At 47.0% G+C, this 17,378-nt stretch carries 29 protein-coding genes; 27 read left to right on the forward strand and 2 right to left on the reverse strand.

Annotation, left to right across the window (positions count from 1 at the left end; genetic code table 11):
• Positions 1-50: 50 nt before the first annotated feature.
• From M2108_RS25965 to tuf, 5 genes are all read left to right on the forward strand, one after another.
• On the forward strand, positions 51-302 hold the full coding sequence (locus M2108_RS25965; RefSeq protein ID WP_042131229.1) for a ribosomal L7Ae/L30e/S12e/Gadd45 family protein: 252 nt from the start codon (positions 51-53) through the stop codon (positions 300-302).
• 135 nt (positions 303-437) lie between these two features.
• Positions 438-857, forward strand: a complete 420-nt coding sequence (rpsL, locus tag M2108_RS25970; protein WP_277472279.1) for a 30S ribosomal protein S12 — start codon at positions 438-440, stop codon at positions 855-857.
• A 46-nt stretch (positions 858-903) separates the two neighbouring features.
• Positions 904-1,374, forward strand: coding sequence for a 30S ribosomal protein S7 (gene rpsG, locus M2108_RS25975; protein ID WP_019908219.1), 471 nt, complete (start codon positions 904-906; stop codon positions 1,372-1,374).
• A gap of 47 nt (positions 1,375-1,421) precedes the next feature.
• Positions 1,422-3,500 carry an elongation factor G gene (fusA, locus tag M2108_RS25980; RefSeq protein ID WP_277472280.1) on the forward strand — a complete coding sequence of 693 codons (2,079 nt, stop codon included), beginning with the start codon at positions 1,422-1,424 and terminating at the stop codon, positions 3,498-3,500.
• 106 nt (positions 3,501-3,606) lie between these two features.
• Entirely contained in the window at positions 3,607-4,797 is a 1,191-nt protein-coding gene (gene tuf, locus M2108_RS25985) for an elongation factor Tu (RefSeq protein WP_221800079.1), read from the forward strand.
• A 136-nt stretch (positions 4,798-4,933) separates the two neighbouring features.
• Here tuf and M2108_RS25990 read toward each other — a convergent pair whose 3' ends face one another.
• Both M2108_RS25990 and M2108_RS25995 read right to left on the reverse strand, forming a co-directional pair.
• A complete protein-coding gene (locus M2108_RS25990; RefSeq protein WP_277472283.1) occupies positions 4,934-5,278 on the reverse strand; it encodes a cupin domain-containing protein in 345 nt (114 codons plus the stop codon).
• Positions 5,279-5,312: 34 nt separating this feature from the next.
• A complete protein-coding gene (locus tag M2108_RS25995; RefSeq protein ID WP_277472284.1) occupies positions 5,313-5,762 on the reverse strand; it encodes a V4R domain-containing protein in 450 nt (149 codons plus the stop codon).
• Between the two features lie 166 nt (positions 5,763-5,928).
• Between M2108_RS25995 and M2108_RS26000 the strand changes: the two genes are divergently transcribed.
• The 22 genes from M2108_RS26000 (at position 5,929) to rpmD (ending at position 17,359) form a co-directional block, all read left to right on the forward strand.
• Positions 5,929-6,636, forward strand: a complete 708-nt coding sequence (locus tag M2108_RS26000; RefSeq protein ID WP_280769009.1) for a Crp/Fnr family transcriptional regulator — start codon at positions 5,929-5,931, stop codon at positions 6,634-6,636.
• A 222-nt stretch (positions 6,637-6,858) separates the two neighbouring features.
• Entirely contained in the window at positions 6,859-8,208 is a 1,350-nt protein-coding gene (locus M2108_RS26005) for a protoglobin domain-containing protein (protein ID WP_280777240.1), read from the forward strand.
• 234 nt (positions 8,209-8,442) lie between these two features.
• Entirely contained in the window at positions 8,443-8,751 is a 309-nt protein-coding gene (rpsJ, locus tag M2108_RS26010) for a 30S ribosomal protein S10 (RefSeq protein ID WP_017692074.1), read from the forward strand.
• A gap of 41 nt (positions 8,752-8,792) precedes the next feature.
• Positions 8,793-9,416 (forward strand): 50S ribosomal protein L3, encoded by a 624-nt coding sequence (rplC, locus tag M2108_RS26015; protein ID WP_277472287.1) that lies wholly within the window; start codon positions 8,793-8,795, stop codon positions 9,414-9,416.
• A 25-nt stretch (positions 9,417-9,441) separates the two neighbouring features.
• Positions 9,442-10,065, forward strand: coding sequence for a 50S ribosomal protein L4 (rplD, locus tag M2108_RS26020; protein WP_277472288.1), 624 nt, complete (start codon positions 9,442-9,444; stop codon positions 10,063-10,065).
• Entirely contained in the window at positions 10,065-10,358 is a 294-nt protein-coding gene (rplW, locus tag M2108_RS26025) for a 50S ribosomal protein L23 (RefSeq protein ID WP_019908225.1), read from the forward strand. Before rplD ends, rplW begins: the two co-directional genes overlap by 1 nt.
• Before the next feature lie 27 nt (positions 10,359-10,385).
• The gene (rplB, locus tag M2108_RS26030) at positions 10,386-11,216 is read left to right on the forward strand and encodes a 50S ribosomal protein L2 (RefSeq protein ID WP_068727662.1); all 831 of its coding nucleotides are present in this window, start codon (positions 10,386-10,388) and stop codon (positions 11,214-11,216) included.
• A gap of 78 nt (positions 11,217-11,294) precedes the next feature.
• Positions 11,295-11,573, forward strand: coding sequence for a 30S ribosomal protein S19 (gene rpsS / locus M2108_RS26035; RefSeq protein ID WP_019908227.1), 279 nt, complete (start codon positions 11,295-11,297; stop codon positions 11,571-11,573).
• Between the two features lie 33 nt (positions 11,574-11,606).
• Positions 11,607-11,939 carry a 50S ribosomal protein L22 gene (gene rplV / locus M2108_RS26040; RefSeq protein WP_019908228.1) on the forward strand — a complete coding sequence of 111 codons (333 nt, stop codon included), beginning with the start codon at positions 11,607-11,609 and terminating at the stop codon, positions 11,937-11,939.
• Between the two features lie 13 nt (positions 11,940-11,952).
• Positions 11,953-12,618, forward strand: a complete 666-nt coding sequence (rpsC, locus tag M2108_RS26045; protein ID WP_074086529.1) for a 30S ribosomal protein S3 — start codon at positions 11,953-11,955, stop codon at positions 12,616-12,618.
• 2 nt (positions 12,619-12,620) lie between these two features.
• The gene (gene rplP / locus M2108_RS26050) at positions 12,621-13,055 is read left to right on the forward strand and encodes a 50S ribosomal protein L16 (RefSeq protein WP_039877394.1); all 435 of its coding nucleotides are present in this window, start codon (positions 12,621-12,623) and stop codon (positions 13,053-13,055) included.
• Positions 13,045-13,242 (forward strand): 50S ribosomal protein L29, encoded by a 198-nt coding sequence (rpmC, locus tag M2108_RS26055; RefSeq protein WP_019908232.1) that lies wholly within the window; start codon positions 13,045-13,047, stop codon positions 13,240-13,242. Before rplP ends, rpmC begins: the two co-directional genes overlap by 11 nt.
• 44 nt (positions 13,243-13,286) lie before the next feature.
• A complete protein-coding gene (gene rpsQ, locus M2108_RS26060; protein ID WP_068727659.1) occupies positions 13,287-13,553 on the forward strand; it encodes a 30S ribosomal protein S17 in 267 nt (88 codons plus the stop codon).
• 38 nt (positions 13,554-13,591) lie between these two features.
• Positions 13,592-13,960, forward strand: coding sequence for a 50S ribosomal protein L14 (rplN, locus tag M2108_RS26065; protein ID WP_066367616.1), 369 nt, complete (start codon positions 13,592-13,594; stop codon positions 13,958-13,960).
• 58 nt (positions 13,961-14,018) lie between these two features.
• Positions 14,019-14,372 carry a 50S ribosomal protein L24 gene (gene rplX, locus M2108_RS26070; protein WP_019908235.1) on the forward strand — a complete coding sequence of 118 codons (354 nt, stop codon included), beginning with the start codon at positions 14,019-14,021 and terminating at the stop codon, positions 14,370-14,372.
• A 29-nt stretch (positions 14,373-14,401) separates the two neighbouring features.
• A complete protein-coding gene (gene rplE / locus M2108_RS26075; RefSeq protein WP_277472290.1) occupies positions 14,402-14,944 on the forward strand; it encodes a 50S ribosomal protein L5 in 543 nt (180 codons plus the stop codon).
• 44 nt (positions 14,945-14,988) lie between these two features.
• Positions 14,989-15,174 carry a type Z 30S ribosomal protein S14 gene (locus M2108_RS26080; protein WP_036589425.1) on the forward strand — a complete coding sequence of 62 codons (186 nt, stop codon included), beginning with the start codon at positions 14,989-14,991 and terminating at the stop codon, positions 15,172-15,174.
• A gap of 32 nt (positions 15,175-15,206) precedes the next feature.
• On the forward strand, positions 15,207-15,605 hold the full coding sequence (gene rpsH, locus M2108_RS26085) for a 30S ribosomal protein S8 (protein WP_039877390.1): 399 nt from the start codon (positions 15,207-15,209) through the stop codon (positions 15,603-15,605).
• 30 nt (positions 15,606-15,635) lie between these two features.
• Complete coding sequence (gene rplF, locus M2108_RS26090) at positions 15,636-16,178, forward strand: 50S ribosomal protein L6 (protein WP_019908240.1); 543 nt, start codon at positions 15,636-15,638, stop codon at positions 16,176-16,178.
• A gap of 88 nt (positions 16,179-16,266) precedes the next feature.
• Positions 16,267-16,635, forward strand: a complete 369-nt coding sequence (rplR, locus tag M2108_RS26095) for a 50S ribosomal protein L18 (protein WP_082708088.1) — start codon at positions 16,267-16,269, stop codon at positions 16,633-16,635.
• Positions 16,636-16,661: 26 nt separating this feature from the next.
• Positions 16,662-17,159 carry a 30S ribosomal protein S5 gene (gene rpsE, locus M2108_RS26100; RefSeq protein WP_019908242.1) on the forward strand — a complete coding sequence of 166 codons (498 nt, stop codon included), beginning with the start codon at positions 16,662-16,664 and terminating at the stop codon, positions 17,157-17,159.
• 14 nt (positions 17,160-17,173) lie between these two features.
• Complete coding sequence (gene rpmD, locus M2108_RS26105) at positions 17,174-17,359, forward strand: 50S ribosomal protein L30 (RefSeq protein ID WP_068727655.1); 186 nt, start codon at positions 17,174-17,176, stop codon at positions 17,357-17,359.
• Positions 17,360-17,378 lie beyond the last annotated feature (19 nt).

Raw genomic sequence — 17,378 nt, forward strand, 5'->3', positions numbered from 1 at the left:
AGGTGCGTGAGTGGCCTTGTTATTCTTGTTCATTGGAGGTAATGTTTATTATGACTGATGATAGAGGATTACAAGATGCTCAGGTCAAGATCGGTACCAAGCAAACCGTCAAGGCGGTTGAATTGGGCCAGGCCGCAGAAGTCTATGTGGCAGAGGACGGAGATCAACGGCTTACTTCCAGAATTGTTATGCTTTGTAACAAACAAGGTGTGAAGATCACATATGTGGACACAATGCTGAATTTGGGCAAAGCCTGTGGTATAGAAGTTGGTGCTGCTATGGCAGCCGTCTTAAAACAATAGCATTAGATCTGTTTTTGTACCGGGGGTACACTTCGGCGGCAAAAACTTTTCATTTGTCTTTTTATGAACCACCTGGGTCTGTGGACTTAAAGTTCATGAAACGATTATCATTTCAGGAAGGGGGTGGCACAACAAATGCCAACTATTAATCAACTGGTTCGTAAAGGCCGTCAAGCCAAAATCGAGAAATCCAAATCGCCAGCTCTTCAAAAAGGTTTCAACGCCCTGAAGCGTGAGGCTACAAATTTGAGCGCCCCGCAAAAACGCGGTGTGTGCACTCGTGTAGGCACAATGACTCCGAAGAAACCGAACTCCGCGCTTCGTAAATACGCTCGTGTGCGTTTGACGAACAAGGTCGAGGTTACTGCTTACATCCCGGGTATCGGACACAACCTGCAAGAGCACAGCGTGGTACTGATCCGCGGTGGACGCGTAAAAGACCTTCCAGGGGTACGTTACCATATCGTTCGCGGCGCGCTGGATACAGCAGGCGTGAACAACCGGATGCAGGCTCGCTCCAAGTACGGTGCGAAACGTCCTAAAGCCAAGAAATAAGGTTAAACTAAATTCCGTAATAACCATTTAAGAAAGGGGGATATCCATGCCACGCAAAGGTCCAGTTACTAAGAGAGACGTACTTCCGGATCCATTGTATAATAGCAAGTTGGTTACTCGTTTGATCAACCGCATTATGCTGGATGGTAAAAGAGGTGTCGCTCAAAGCATTCTGTACAACTCGTTCAAGCTTATTCAAGAACGTACAGGTAAAGAACCGATGGAAGTTTTCGAAGCTGCCATCAAGAATATCATGCCGGTCTTGGAAGTAAAAGCTCGTCGTGTCGGTGGTGCTAACTACCAGGTGCCTATCGAGGTTAAGCCTGAGAGACGTACTGCTTTGGGATTACGTTGGCTCGTAAACTACTCACGCAACCGCGGTGAGAAGACTATGGAAGAGCGTTTGGCGGCTGAGATCATCGACGCTTCCAACAACACAGGCGCTTCCGTTAAGAAACGCGAAGATACACACAAAATGGCTGAAGCGAACAAAGCGTTTGCTCACTACCGCTGGTAGGATTAAGGCCGTTCAAATACTCTATATTTTGAAGGGAGACCCAATTCATGGCAAGAGAGTTCTCCTTAAAAAATACACGTAATATCGGGATCATGGCGCATATTGATGCTGGTAAGACTACTACAACTGAGCGGATTCTTTTCTATACAGGCCGTACGCACAAAATCGGTGAAGTTCACGAGGGTGCTGCTACAATGGACTGGATGGAGCAAGAACAAGAGCGCGGAATCACCATTACATCCGCTGCTACAACCGCTGCTTGGAAGGGTCACCGCATCAATATCATTGATACCCCGGGACACGTTGACTTCACTGTTGAAGTTGAACGTTCCCTTCGTGTATTGGATGGGGCAGTAGGCGTTTTCAGTGCGAAAGAGGGCGTTGAGCCTCAGTCTGAAACCGTTTGGAGACAGGCTGACCGTTACGGGGTTCCCCGGATCGCTTATGTAAACAAGATGGATATCATTGGTGCCGACTTCCTTAACGTTGTTAAGGATATGCGTGACCGTCTGCAGGCGAATGCAGTTGCAATCCAGCTGCCAATCGGTGCAGAAAATGATTTCACTGGTATCATTGACCTGGTTGAGCAAAAAGCTCACATGTTCAAAGATGACCTGGGACAAAACATCGAAGTTACTGACATTCCGGAATCATTCCTGGAACAAGTTGAGGAACTGCGTCTCGAGCTGATCGAGAAGGTAGCTGAACTCGACGAGGACCTGACTATGAAGTACCTGGAAGGCGAAGAGATTACTGTTGAAGAAATCAAAGCTGCTCTGCGCAAAGGCGTTGTAGAAGTTAAGATCTTCCCTGTAATTGTCGGATCCTCCTACCGCAACAAAGGGGTTCAGCTGATGCTGGACGCAGTTGTTGATTACCTGCCTTCTCCAGTAGATGTACCTTCGATCCAAGGTCACTTGGAAGATGGTACAGAAGCGATTCGTCATTCTTCTGATGAAGAGCCATTCTCTGCACTGGCATTTAAAATCATGACTGACCCTTATGTTGGTAAACTCACGTTCTTCCGTGTATACTCTGGTATCCTGGAATCCGGTTCTTACGTAGTTAACGCTACTAAGGGCAAACGTGAGCGTATCGGCCGTATCCTGCAGATGCATGCGAACAGCCGTCAAGAAATCTCCGTCGTTTACGCCGGTGATATCGCGGCAGCTGTTGGTCTGAAGGACACAAGTACGGGCGATACCCTTTGCGATGAGAAACACCCGGTTATCCTGGAGTCAATGAACTTCCCTGATCCGGTTATCGAAATCGCAGTTGAACCAAAAACCAAAGCCGACCAAGATAAAATGGGCGTTGCTCTCGGTAAGCTGACTGAAGAGGATCCAACTCTTCGTGCGCATACTGATGAAGAAACTGGCCAAACGATCCTGGCAGGTATGGGTGAGCTTCACCTTGACATTATCATCGACCGTATGCGCCGTGAATTCAAAGTAGAAACCAACGTGGGTAAACCACAGGTTGCTTACCGCGAAACATTCAAGGCTCCAGCACGCGTCGAAGGTAAATTCGTTCGCCAATCCGGCGGTCGCGGTCAGTACGGTCACGTATGGGTTGAATTCGAACCTCTCGAGCCAGGTACTGGCAGCCAGTTCGAAAGTAAAGTTGTCGGTGGTTCTGTACCAAGAGAATACATCGCTCCTGCACTTGCCGGTATTGAAGAACAAATGAAAAACGGCGTTCTTGCAGGCTTCCCGCTTGTAGACGTTAAGGCAACCATCGTTGATGGTTCTTACCATGATGTTGACTCCAACGAAATGGCGTTCAAAATCGCCGGCTCGATGGCACTCAAAGCAGCTAAAGACAAGTGTAAGCCTGTCCTGCTTGAGCCAATCATGAAAGTGGAAGTAACTGTTCCTGAGGAATATATGGGCGATGTTATGGGTATGCTGAACTCCCGTCGCGGTAGAATCGAAGGTATGGATTCCCGTGGTGGTGCGCAGATTATCCGTGCCAAGGTGCCTCTTTCCGAAATGTTCGGATACTCCACAACTCTCCGTTCCGGTACTCAAGGACGCGGCGTATTCTCGATGGAACTTTCGCACTACGAAGAAGTGCCTAAGACTATTGCAGAAGAAATCGTATCCAAGAACAAGGGCGCTGAGTAATCACGTTTTTAACTTGCCGTCCGCTGCTATCCCAGTCATCTAAGAATTGCTTGTAAACGGGCGGCTCAAATATAAGGAACCCCACATTAAAGGAGGAACTGTTCAAATGGCAAAGGCAAAGTTTGAACGTAACAAACCGCACGTTAACATCGGTACTATCGGTCACGTCGACCATGGTAAAACGACTCTGACTGCTGCAATCACAACTGTATTGTCCAAAAAATACGGCGGTGCTGCTGTAGCATTCGACCAAATCGATAAAGCTCCAGAAGAGCGCGAACGTGGTATCACTATCTCCACAGCTCACGTTGAATATGAAACTCCTAACCGTCACTACGCACACGTAGACTGCCCTGGACACGCCGACTATGTTAAAAACATGATCACTGGCGCAGCGCAGATGGACGGAGCGATCCTGGTTGTATCCGCAGCTGACGGCCCAATGCCACAGACTCGCGAGCACATCCTGCTCTCCCGTCAGGTAGGCGTTCCTTACATCGTTGTATTCCTGAACAAATGCGACATGGTTGAAGACGAAGAGTTGCTTGAACTGGTTGAAATGGAAGTTCGCGATCTGCTGAGCGAATACGACTTCCCAGGCGATGACACTCCAATCGTTCGTGGTTCCGCTCGTGAAGCGCTGCAGAACCCAGACGGCGAATGGGCTGCTAAGATCGTTGAAATGTTCGAAACTATCGACACTTACATCCCACTGCCTGAGCGTCAAACTGACAAGCCTTTCTTGATGCCAGTCGAAGACGTATTCTCCATCACTGGCCGCGGTACTGTGGCAACTGGTCGCGTAGAACGCGGAACAGTTAAAGTTGGGGAAGAAGTTGAAATCGTGGGTATCCACGAAGAGAAGAAAAAATCCGTTGTTACCGGCGTTGAAATGTTCCGTAAATTGCTCGATTCCGCTCAAGCGGGCGACAACATCGGCGCACTGCTTCGCGGTGTAGACCGTAACAACATCGAGCGCGGTCAAGTATTGGCTAAGCCAAACTCCGTTAACCCGCACACTGAGTTCACTGCTCAGATCTACGTTCTGACTAAAGAAGAAGGCGGACGTCACAAACCATTCTTCACTGGTTACCGTCCACAGTTCTACTTCCGTACAACTGACGTAACAGGTATCATCAACCTGCCAGAAGGTACTGAAATGGTTATGCCTGGTGATAACATCACTGTAACCGTACAACTGATCTCCCCAATCGCGATTGAAGAAGGTACTAAATTCTCCATTCGTGAAGGCGGACGTACAGTTGGTGCAGGTTCCGTAGCATCCATCCAGAAATAATTCGGCTCTATCCATTAGGATAGAACGAGTATAAGAGCAGGGGTTCTTCTTCGGAAGAACTCCTGTTTTTTTGCATAATAAAAACTCCACCCTCCGAGGATATCCCCTGTGGATAGAGTTTGCAGGTGACTGAAAATTAGATTTCTTTTGCGTACGCAGGTCCCGGCAGCTTGGATATTACGACATGAAGACTAGCTGGGGCGTTGCCGCTGTTACGGTAAGCAAAAACTTCATTTTCAGCAATGTGGATAACTTCGCCTTCAGTAAATTCGGAATCAGCTTCATTCACAGTAATCGTTCCGTTTCCCTTGAGGGCAAAAATATACACATCTGCCCCGGGATGCGTATGTGCCGGAAGCTTCTGGCCAGGCATGAAGTTAAGCACAAAAACAACACTGTCCCCTTTTTGAAACAGTATCTTTTTTGTGAAACGCTCCTCCAGATGTTGAATAGCCTCGTTAATATGTTTCTTTTCCATCATTATCTCCCGCTTTCCTGTTGTTTTCCCCGAAGGGTTATAGCTTTACTTCATACTCACAGTACTCATGACCTGTAGCGTTACATTTGATTTCTCTGACACTGACCCTGCGTCCCAGCAGCTTGCTCAGGGCTCCCTCCAGAATGGCACCTTCCAGATCACAGATCATTTTCTCTTCTTCCAGAGTCGGCAGACCCTTGCAGAAGCAGTCCTCAACAGCAATATTCAACCGGTGATCATCGGAATAAACGACTTGCGGAATACCGATTTTAAGCTCTTCAAAAAGTGCCAAAAGGTCATCGACACTACTGACAGGAAGACTTTCGCCTATCTTTCGTCCTACAGTAAGGGTTGTGCCTTTCCCGCCCATCGGCAGACCCTGGTTCATGCCGATCAGTCTGATTGTGCGGAACAACTCCAGCGGCACCAAGTTGCCAAGCCTGCCTCTGTCCATCTTTTGCATATCCTCAAAAGTATACTGCTGCATAGATGTCCATCTCCTCTATAATCTCTCTGTCTCTATTGTGGGGGAAGGGAAGACGGTAATCCTTGATTCAGATCAAGTTTTTCTGAAATATTGTGCGCGGGGTCACCGGAGAGTCAGCAGATTCCTGCTATGTTGGCTTCAGATGATTAGGAAGGAACGATGTGAAATGAAATGTAATGCCTGTCATAAGAATTCCTGTGTCCGTCAGGTGCCCGTATTTCTGGCTTTGCCGGATCATGAGCTGCACAAGGTGGAATCTATCATAGAATCTAGATTTTACACCAAAGGCAGCTTAGTATTCAGGGAAGGGGAGCAATCGGACTCCCTGTTTGTTGTAAACAACGGGTTAATCAAACTGACGCAGACCAGTAAAGAGGGAAAACAGCACATTCTCCGCTTTCTTTTTCCGGGGGATTACTTTGGGCAATTTGCCCTTCTTCATAACAAACATCACTATGCTACAGCTGAGGTGGTGGAGAGCGGATCCATTTGCCGGATGCGGCGTGAGGATTTTATGCCGCTGCTAGCGAGTAATGCCGACCTTGCCTTCAGCTTTCTGATGTCTGTAAGTGAGCAGTTGCAGCAGGCAGATGAGCTTGCGGGAGCATTGCATATTTTTGAAGCGGAGAAAAGACTAGCGAGGCTGCTGCTTCATCTCTACTCCAAGCAGTCCCTTCTGAGCGGCGGGGAGGAGTATAGCCTTCATCTGCCGGCTGCAAAAAAAGAGTTCGCAGCAATGATTGGGACAACGCCCGAAACACTCAGCCGCAAGCTGAAGAAGCTGGAGCAAATGAAGATCATCCGGATGAATAACAGGATAGTAACTATACTGGATATGCTGTCACTGTCCCAGATTGCAGAAATCACAGTATAGAACAATTGTTCGCATTTATCATTTCTATAACTAGTAGCGGATGAAAAATGTATATAATCCTTAGATTCGACACGAAACGACACAAAACTATGCTAAACAGCGTTATATACAACATTTTTCTACAAAATACTACTTAAAATTCTTTGCAATCCACTCTCAGGTAGGTTAGAATATTGCTATATTTACAATGCTAATATTTAGAAATTCAGGGAGAGTGGTAGTATGGGGAAGTGTCCTTTTTCTTTTATGCATGGCATCCAGTTACGTAAGCCTAATGAGGGTTCTCCCGACACGCCCCACATGGACAGCGAGCCTTTTGCACCCATTGCCACAGCAGCTTTTCACACCCTTAGCGGACATGACGAGCTGAATGAACAGATGCGGATGATTGACCTCACAGAAGAGGATTTAAGTCTGTTACGCCAGATGAAGCCTACGGTAGAACGTGAAATCGATTATATTACCGACCAGTTTTACAATACCATTCTCGGTGTTAACAAGCTGGAAGCCATCATTCTGGAGCATAGCAGTATCGAACGCCTCAAAAGAACGCTGAAGGAGCATATTATTGAAATTTTTGACGGTAACGTGGATGAACAATATATAGCCAAGCGGCTGACGATTGCTAAAATTCATAAAAAGGTAGGACTGGAGCCCAAGTGGTATTTATCCGCTTTCCAGAATCTGCAGAATGTTTTTATTACGGTAGTCTATGGTGAAACTCTTAAAGATAACGAACGGTTAAAGATTGTACAGACCCTGACCAAGCTTCTGAATCTGGAACAGCAGCTGGTGCTGGAAGCCTATGAGAAGGAGAATATCAGAGAGAAGGAAGAACAGTACCTGGTCGTCAAAAATGAACTGAAGCAGAAAATCGCTGAGTTCAGCGGTGAGCTGGTGGATCTGAGTATGGACACTAATGCGGCTATAGAACAGCTGGTGGCCAGCAGCAACGAGGTAAACAATACCTTCCGGCGCACAGCTTCCACCGCTGTAGAGTCACGGGAGATGGCTAAGGATGGACAGGAACAGCTGGGCAGCCTTAGCGGACAGATTAACCTGATTTATGAGAGCGCTAACGAGATGGAGCGCTCGGTTAATGAGCTCAGCAGCTCTTCTCAGCAGATTCAACGGATTGTCGCCGCCGTACAGGATATTGCCGATCAGACCAAAATCTTGTCTCTCAATGCTACAATAGAAGCAGCGCGTGCAGGAGAGCACGGGAAGGGCTTCAGTGTAGTTGCCAGTGAGGTCAGCCGGCTCGCTGAGGATACGAAGAGTACGGTTATAAGAATCGGTGACTTAACCCATAAATCGGTTGCGTTGACGAATCAGGTGGTCAATGAGATCCGTAAGGTGCAGGAGCTGACAAAGAGCGGCAAGGAGCAGTCAGTAGAGACGAGCAGGCTGTTCAGTGAAATCGTTGATTCTATGCAATCCAGTACACAGGAGATCGTAGTTGTGGAGGAAGAGATCAGGGTGCTCATTCAGACAATAGAAGGAATCGGTACAACAACAGCACAAAGTGCGGCTTCAGCAGAGTATTTTAGATCAGCGACGGATAATCTTTAATCCTGGAGTACTATTTATATAGAAGAAAACAGTTTATGAAAAAAACATGAGCTGTTTTTTATTTTTGCTTGCAAAGTGTCCGCCTATTATATATAATAATAAATGTTGTTCTGAGACGTTGCGATGATGTGAGAGGTTACTGACACACCCGGCCCCTTTGCCATGAGGTCGACGTCAGAAAATTTTCACGGAGTATGTCCGATAATAAATTGGGCGATAGAAGGAGGGACTAAAATGGCAAAGCAAAAAATTCGTATCCGCTTGAAAGCATACGACCACAGAATTCTTGATCAATCCGCAGAGAAAATCGTTGAAACAGCAAAACGTTCGGGTGCTGGTGTATCCGGGCCGATCCCGCTGCCAACTGAGAAGCAAATCATTACCATTCTCCGTGCGGTACACAAGTACAAGGATTCCCGTGAACAGTTTGAACAGCGGACTCACAAACGTTTGATCGATATTGTGAATCCAACACCACAAACTGTGGATGCCTTGATGCGCTTGGATCTACCGTCCGGTGTAGATATCGAAATCAAATTGTAATTCCATCAATAAGCAATTAGGAAAAGAAAAGAGGTGTCAACATGAAAGGTATCTTAGGAAAAAAACTCGGTATGACTCAAGTGTTTACTCCAGAAGGTAACGTGATCGCTGTATCGGTTATCGAAGCTGGACCTTGTGTGGTACTGCAAAAGAAAGACCTGAATATCGACGGATATGAAGCAGTGCAGTTGGGCTTTTCCGATAAAAAGGAAAGTCGTTCCAATAAGCCTGAACAGGGTCACGCCAAAAAGGCAAATGCAACACCTAAGCGCTACGTTCGCGAAATTCGCGGTGTTGACCTCGGGGCACTCGAGGTTGGACAAGAGCTGAAGGCTGACGTCTTCACAGAAGGCGAATTTGTTGACGTAACTGGTACTTCTAAAGGTAAAGGATTCCAAGGTGTTATCAAACGTTGGGGTCAAAGCCGCGGACCAATGGCTCACGGTTCCCGTTATCACAGAAGACCGGGCTCGATGGGTTCCATTCAAGCTAACCGTGTTCCTAAGGGCAAACGCCTTCCAGGACATATGGGTCACACGACCGTAACGGTTCAAAGACTTGAAATCATCAAAGTAGACGTTGAACGCAACGTATTGCTGGTTAAAGGCGCTATCCCAGGTCCTAAGAACAGCTTCTTGAAAATTAAAGAATCCGTTAAGAAATAACTACTGAAGAAAGGAGGAACATGAAATGCCAAAAGTAACACTTTTTAATATCAGTGGTAACGAAGTTGGCGAAGTTGAACTGAGCGAAACAGTATTCGGTATCGAACCGAACGTGCATGTCCTGCACGAAGCTGCGCTTATGCAGAGAGCTTCCCTTCGTCGCGGAACCCACAAAGTTAAAGGACGTTCTGAAGTGCGTGGCGGCGGACGTAAGCCTTGGAAACAAAAAGGTACAGGTCGTGCTCGTCAAGGCTCCATTCGTTCTCCACAATGGAAAGGCGGCGGCGTAGTCTTCGGACCAACACCACGCAGCTATTCCTGGAAACTGCCTAAGAAGGTTCGCCGTCTGGCCATCAAATCCGCACTGTCTTCGAAAGTTATCGCGAATGACATTATTGTATTGGATAGCCTGACACTGAATGCTCCGAAAACGAAAGAATTCGCAGCGATTCTGAACAACCTGAAAGTGGACAGCAAAGCTCTGATCGTAGCTCCTAGCTATGACGACAACGTTGCACTTTCCGCACGTAACATCCCTGGGGTGAAATTCGTAGCGGCTGACGGCATTAATGTTCTTGACGTACTGACGTACGACAAACTGATCATCACTAAGGAAGCAGTTCTGAAGGTAGAGGAGGTGTTCGCGTAATGAAAGATCCGCGTGATATTATCAAACGTCCGGTGATTACGGAACGCACATCCGAATACATGAGCGAATTGAAATACGCTTTTGAAGTGGATATCCGTGCTAACAAGACCGAAATCAAAAAAGCTGTTGAGGCTATTTTTAAAGTGAAAGTCGTTAGTGTGAACACAATGCGCGTACCTGGCAAACTGAAACGTTACGGCAAATACTCCGGTTACACTCCTGAGTGGAAAAAAGCCATCGTGAAGCTTAGCCCGGACAGCAAGCCGCTTGAGTTCTTTGAAGCGGTAGAATAATACTCTTAAAGTAAGGAGGGAACTATAGTGCCAATCAAAAAGTACAAACCGACCTCTCCGGCAAGACGCGGAATGTCCGTGTCTACGTTTGAAGAAATCACAACAAACCAGCCTGAGAAATCGTTGCTTGCGCCGCTGAGCAAAAAAGCGGGACGTAACAACCAAGGTAAAATTACGGTTCGTCACCACGGCGGCGGACACAAGCGTAAATACCGTATCATTGACTTCAAACGGACTAAAGACGGCATACCAGGTAGCGTTGCTACAATCGAGTATGACCCGAACCGTACTTCCAATATTGCTTTGATCCACTATGCCGATGGAGAGAAACGTTATATCCTCGCTCCTAAAGGACTTAAAGTTGGGGATAAAGTTGAGTCCGGCCCTGCAGCCGACATCAAAATTGGTAACGCACTTCCACTGGAAAACATTCCGGTTGGTACAGTTATCCACAACATTGAGTTGAAACCAGGTAAAGGCGGACAGTTGGTTCGCGCTGCCGGTACTGAAGCTCAATTGCTGGGTAAAGAAGAAAAATACGTATCCGTTCGCCTGACATCCGGTGAGGTTCGCAGAATTCTCAGCGTATGCCGTGCAACTATCGGATCCGTAGGTAACGAAGATCACGAGCTGATCAAAATCGGTAAAGCCGGACGCAGTCGCTGGCTCGGCCAACGTCCTGAAGTTCGCGGGGTAGTAATGAACCCTAACGATCACCCACACGGTGGTGGTGAAGGCCGCGCTCCAATCGGACGGAAATCGCCTATGTCTCCTTGGGGCAAACCAACCCTTGGCTACAAAACGCGTAAGAAAAACAAGGCATCTGATAAATATATCGTTCGCCGCCGCACGAAATAAGACGCTTCTCTATAAGTCAGCTTAACGCGAAGCGTCGAATTCGCGGTTTGAAGAACCGGATGAAGGGAGGATTCATACATGGGTCGCAGTTTAAAAAAGGGGCCGTTCATTGATGGCTACCTGCTGAAAAAAGTTGAGGAACTGAACGCGGCAGACAAGAAAGTCGTAGTAAAAACCTGGTCCCGTCGCTCAACTATTTTCCCTCAGTTTATCGGACATACGTTTGGTGTATATGACGGCCGCAAACACGTGCCAGTATACGTAACGGAAGATATGGTAGGTCACAAATTGGGCGAGTTCGCGCCAACACGTACTTACAAAGGCCACGCGGGTGACGATAAGAAAACAAGAAGATAATTACAGGTCTTCGTTCGAGAGGAGGGAAAATAAATGGAAGCAAAAGCACATGCTAGATCGGTGCGGATTTCTGCTCGCAAAGCGAAACTGGTTGTTGACTTGATTCGCGGCAAGCAAGTGGGGGAAGCTATTGCAATTCTTCGCCACACTCCAAAGTCCGCTTCTCCAGTAGTAGAAAAGCTGCTTAACTCGGCTATTGCCAATGCTGAGCACAACTACTCCATGGACGTGAACAGTCTGTTCGTTAGCGAAGTATTCGTTAACCAGGGTCCTACAATGAAACGTTTCCGTCCGCGCGCCATGGGCCGTGCAAGCCGGATCAATAAACGTACCAGCCACATTACTTTGGTGGTATCTGAGAAATAAGGAGGGATAGCACGTGGGTCAAAAGGTAAATCCAGTCGGACTCCGAATCGGTATCATTCGCGATTGGGAATCTAAATGGTATGCAGGCAAAGATTTCGGTACTCTTTTAATGGAAGACGTCAAAATCCGGGAATACCTTAAAGGCAAGTTGAAGGATTCCTCTGTTTCCCGCATCGAGATCGAAAGAGCGGCAAGCCGGGTAAACGTTACAATTCACACTGCTAAGCCAGGTATGGTAATTGGTAAAGGCGGAGCAGAAGTAGAAGTACTTCGCAGCGCAGTTACAGCTATCGCCGGTGGCAAAAAAGTACACATCAACATCAACGAAATTAAGCACCCTGAACTGGATGCTATTCTCGTAGCTGAAAGCATTGCACAACAATTGGAACGTCGTGTATCGTTCCGTCGTGCTCTGAAACAAGCAATTCAAAGAACTATGCGTTCCGGCGCAAAAGGAATCAAGACTCAAGTTGGCGGACGTCTTGGCGGCGCTGAGATTGCCCGTTCAGAAGGTTACAGCGAAGGAACAGTTCCACTTCATACGCTTCGTGCCGATATCGACTACGGAACGGCTGAAGCACATACTACTTACGGCCGTATCGGTGTGAAAGTATGGATCTACCGTGGAGAAGTTCTTCCCCCAGCTAAGAAACAAGCTGCTCAGGAAGGAGGCAACTAATCATGTTGGTACCAAAGCGCGTTAAACACCGCAAGCAACAACGCGGTCACATGAAAGGTATGGCAAAAGGCGGCACTGAGCTCAACTTCGGTGAATTCGGTCTGCAAGCTCTGGAGCCATCTTGGATCACTAACCGTCAGATCGAAGCTGCCCGTATTGCGATGACACGTTACATCAAACGTGGTGGTCAGGTTTGGATTAAGATTTTCCCAGATAAGCCAATTACTCAGAAGCCTCTTGAGGTTCGTATGGGTAGTGGTAAAGGTAACGTTGAGAAATGGGTAGCCGTAGTTAAACCGGGCAAGATTATGTTCGAACTCGGAGGCGTGTCGGAAGAAATCGCTCGTGAAGCGATGCGTCTTGCCGCTCACAAGCTGCCTGTTAAGACTAAGTTTGTGAAACGTGAAGAAGTGGGTGGTGAAGCAAATGAAAGCTAATGAACTTCGCAACTTAACCACTGCTGAGATTGAACAGAAGATCGCTGGTTTCAAGGAAGAGCTCTTCAATCTCCGTTTCCAATTGGCTACTGGCCAGCTGGATAACCCGACTCGGATTCGTGATGTGCGCAAGGAAATAGCTCGTGCTAAAACCGTTATCCATCAAAGAGTACTTGGGATTAGTTAAGCGAGGGCGGATCAATAGATCCGTAATCAGGAAGGAGGCTAACTATGAGCGAAGAACGTAACGCACGTAAAGTGCAGATCGGTAAAGTAGTCAGCGACAAAATGGATAAAACCATCGTAATTGCTGTTGAAACTTATAAAAAGCATGACCTGTACCACAAACGCATCAAGTCCACGAAGAAATTCAAGGCACATGATGAAGAGAACGTAGCAAAAATCGGTGACACCGTGAAAATCATGGAAACTCGTCCGCTCTCCAAAGACAAACGCTGGAGACTGGTTGAAGTGGTTGAAAAAGCGGTTATCATCTAAGATAATCAGACAGTTTTTCCGGAAGGAGGAAATTAATAATGATTCAACCATTTACACGTTTGCATGTGGCTGACAACTCTGGTGCGAAGGAACTGATGTGTATCCGCGTACTGGGTGGTACTGGACGCCGTACAGCAGCAATCGGTGATCTGATCGTTTGTTCCGTTAAACAAGCAACACCAGGCGGCGTTGTCAAAAAAGGTGATGTTGTTAGAGCGGTAGTAGTTCGTACAAAGCGTTCGGTACGCCGTAAAGACGGATCTTACATTTCATTCGACGAAAACGCAGCTGTTGTTGTTAAAGACGACAGAAGCCCGCGCGGAACACGTATTTTCGGACCAGTTGCTCGCGAACTCCGCGATAAAGACTACATGAAGATCGTTTCCTTGGCACCGGAAGTAATCTAATAAGTTACCACAGAGTAACGTGAAGTACTGAGAAGGTTAGTCATAGGAGGTGTAATCAATGCCTAGAGTGAAAAAAGTTCTGGAATCCCATAACAATAAACTGCACGTTAAAAAAGATGATGTGGTGCTTGTGATCAGCGGGAAGGACAAAGGTAAAAAAGGCCGTGTCATCGCTGCTTATCCTCGCGAAAACCGCGTACTGGTAGAAGGCGTAAACATGGTGAAAAAACACCAGAAGCCTAACCAACTGAATCCGCAAGGCGGAATCATCGAGCAGGAAGCTTCGATCCATGTGTCCAACGTAATGCACATCGATCCGAAGAGCGGTAAAGTAACACGTATCGGTTACAAAGTGCTCGATAACGGTAAGAAGGTTCGGGTAGCTAAGAGATCCGGAGAGATTATCGACTAATTAGTCCTAAAGAAAGGAGGTAAATCTTCATGGCAGCAAGAATGAAAGAACGTTATTTGAATGAAATTACACCTGCTCTGATGCAGAAGTTCAACTATACAACTGTTATGCAAGTACCTAAGATCGAGAAGGTTGTCATCAACATGGGTGTGGGTGACGCTGTTCAGAACTCCAAAGTACTTGATGCTGCAGTTAACGACATGCAATTGATCTCTGGTCAAAAGCCTGTTATCACTAAAGCAAAGAAATCCATCGCCGGTTTCAAACTGCGCGAAAACATGCCGATCGGGGTAAAAGTAACACTGCGCGGCGAGCGTATGTACTACTTCCTGGACAAATTGTTCAACGTAACGCTTCCACGTGTACGTGACTTCCGCGGTGTATCCACCAAAGCCTTTGACGGCCGTGGTAACTACACACTTGGTCTTAAAGAACAACTGATCTTCCCGGAAATCGAGTATGATAAAGTTGATAAGGTCCGCGGTATGGACATCGTTATCGTAACTACTGCAAAGACGGATGAGGAATCCCGTGAGCTGCTGGGCCAGCTGGGAATGCCTTTCTCTAAATAAGAATCAATATTTCTCCGAAACTGTTTAGGAGGTGTCAGGCTAAAGTGGCAAAAACTTCGATGAAAGTTAAACAACAACGCGAACCTAAGTTCAAAGTACGTGCATACACACGTTGCGAGCGTTGCGGCCGTCCACATTCGGTACTGCAGAAGTTCAAAATTTGCAGAATTTGTTTCCGTGAGTTAGCTTATAAAGGCCAGATCCCTGGCGTGAAAAAAGCAAGTTGGTAAGAGATCTATAACCGGGAAGGAGGTTTACACACATGACTATGTCTGATCCTATTGCAGATATGCTTACTCGTATTCGTAACGCTAACATTGTGCGTCACGAGACAGTAGAAATGCCTGCTTCTACTATGAAAAAACAAATCGCGGACATTCTGAAGCGTGAAGGCTTCATTCGTGATGCTGAATTCGTTGAAGATAGCAAACAAGGGATTATCCGTATCTTCTTGAAATACGGCCCTAACCAAGAGCGTGTTATCTCTGGTCTGAAAAGAATCAGTAAGCCAGGTCTTCGTGTTTACACGAAGAGCAACGAAGTACCACGTGTACTCGGTGGCCTTGGAATCGCGATTATCTCCACATCTAAGGGAGTTATGACCGACAAAGAAGCTCGTCAATCCAAATCCGGCGGAGAAGTTGTCTGCTACGTATGGTAATAAACGTCACAAGATAAGGAGGTGCAACACATGTCTCGTATTGGTCGCAAACCAATCGCAGTACCTAGCGGTGTAGATGTCACTCTTGACAACACCGTTATTACAGTAAAAGGTCCTAAAGGCACTTTGACTCGTGAACTTCATAAAGACATGAAGGTTACAGTTGAAAATAACGAAATTACCGTTGTTCGCCCGTCGGATAACAAATTGCATCGTTCACTTCACGGCACAACCCGCTCCGTTGTCAGCAACATGGTAAGCGGTGTGACTGAAGGTTTCTCGAAATCTCTGGAGCTGGTTGGGGTCGGATATCGTGCAAGCAAATCCGGAGATAAAATCGTTCTGAACGTTGGTTACTCCCACCCGGTTGAAATCACACCGGAAGCGGGCATCGAGTTCGAAGTTCCTGCGAACACGAAGATCATCGTTAAAGGTATCGACAAAGAACGCGTTGGCGCTTATGCTGCCAAGATCCGTTCCGTTCGTGAACCAGAACCGTATAAAGGTAAAGGTATTAAGTACGAAGGCGAGCGTATTATCCGTAAGGAAGGTAAAGCCGGTAAGAAGAAATAATCGGCTTACTCTTCTTCACAATAAGATACCCCGTGCATCGTAAAGTGAAGCTGCTCTGCAGCAAACTGAAGGGAGTGAAATGGAAGTCATGATTACAAAAGAGGACAAAAACAAGGCTCGTCTCAAAAGACACCTGCGTGTTCGTAAGAAGATCCAGGGAACTGTTGAGCGTCCACGTTTAAACGTGTTCCGTTCTGCGAAACACATCTATGCTCAATTGATCGATGACGTGGCTGGTGTTACTCTGGTATCTGCCTCCACTCTGGATAAAGAACTGAGCGCAACAATCGGCAATGGCGGCAGCGTTGAAGCTGCAAGCAAAGTAGGTCAACTGATCGCTGAGCGCGCTAAAGCAAAAGGTTATGCAGTGGTTGTATTTGACCGCGGCGGATACCTGTACCATGGACGGATTCAGGCTTTGGCTGATGCAGCTCGCGAAGCTGGTCTTGAATTCTAGAATATTTCTAAAAGGAGGTTAACGACTTGCGTATAGATCCGAACAGTTTAGAGCTGACTGAAAGAGTTGTACACATCAACCGTGTAGCAAAAGTTGTAAAAGGCGGACGCCGTTTCAGCTTTAGTGCACTTGTAGTTGTGGGCGACGGCAACGGCTATGTCGGTGCGGGTATTGGTAAAGCCGGTGAAGTTCCGGATGCCATCCGTAAAGGCATTGAAGACGCCAAGAAAAACCTGATTCACATTCCAATCGTAGGAACTTCGATTCCTCACCTCGTTACTGGACATTTCGGCGCAGGACGCGTGCTGCTGAAACCAGCTTCCGAAGGTACTGGCGTTATCGCCGGCGGTCCTGTTCGTGCGGTACTGGAATTGGCAGGCGTTGGCGACATCTTGACAAAATCTTTGGGTTCTTCGAATTCCATGAACATGGTCAATGCAACTTTAGAGGGTCTTTCCCGCCTGAAGCGCATTGAAGAAGTCGCGAAACTTCGCGGCAAATCTGTCGAAGAATTACGCGGTTAAGGAGGGGAACGTCAATGGCTAAATTGCAAATTACCCTCGTTCGCAGTGTAATCGGTCGTCCACAGACACAACGTGTTACTGTTAAGACGCTCGGCCTGGGCAAAACCAACTCGACCGTGGTTCACAATGACACTCCTGCAATTCGCGGAATGATCAACAAAGTGAGCCATTTGCTGTCCGTAACAGAAATTGAAGGCTAAATGCCTCGCATAAATTAAC

Origin of the sequence: Paenibacillus sp. PastM-3 (assembly GCF_029893965.1) — a bacterium.
Lineage (GTDB): Bacteria > Bacillota > Bacilli > Paenibacillales > Paenibacillaceae > Paenibacillus_AQ.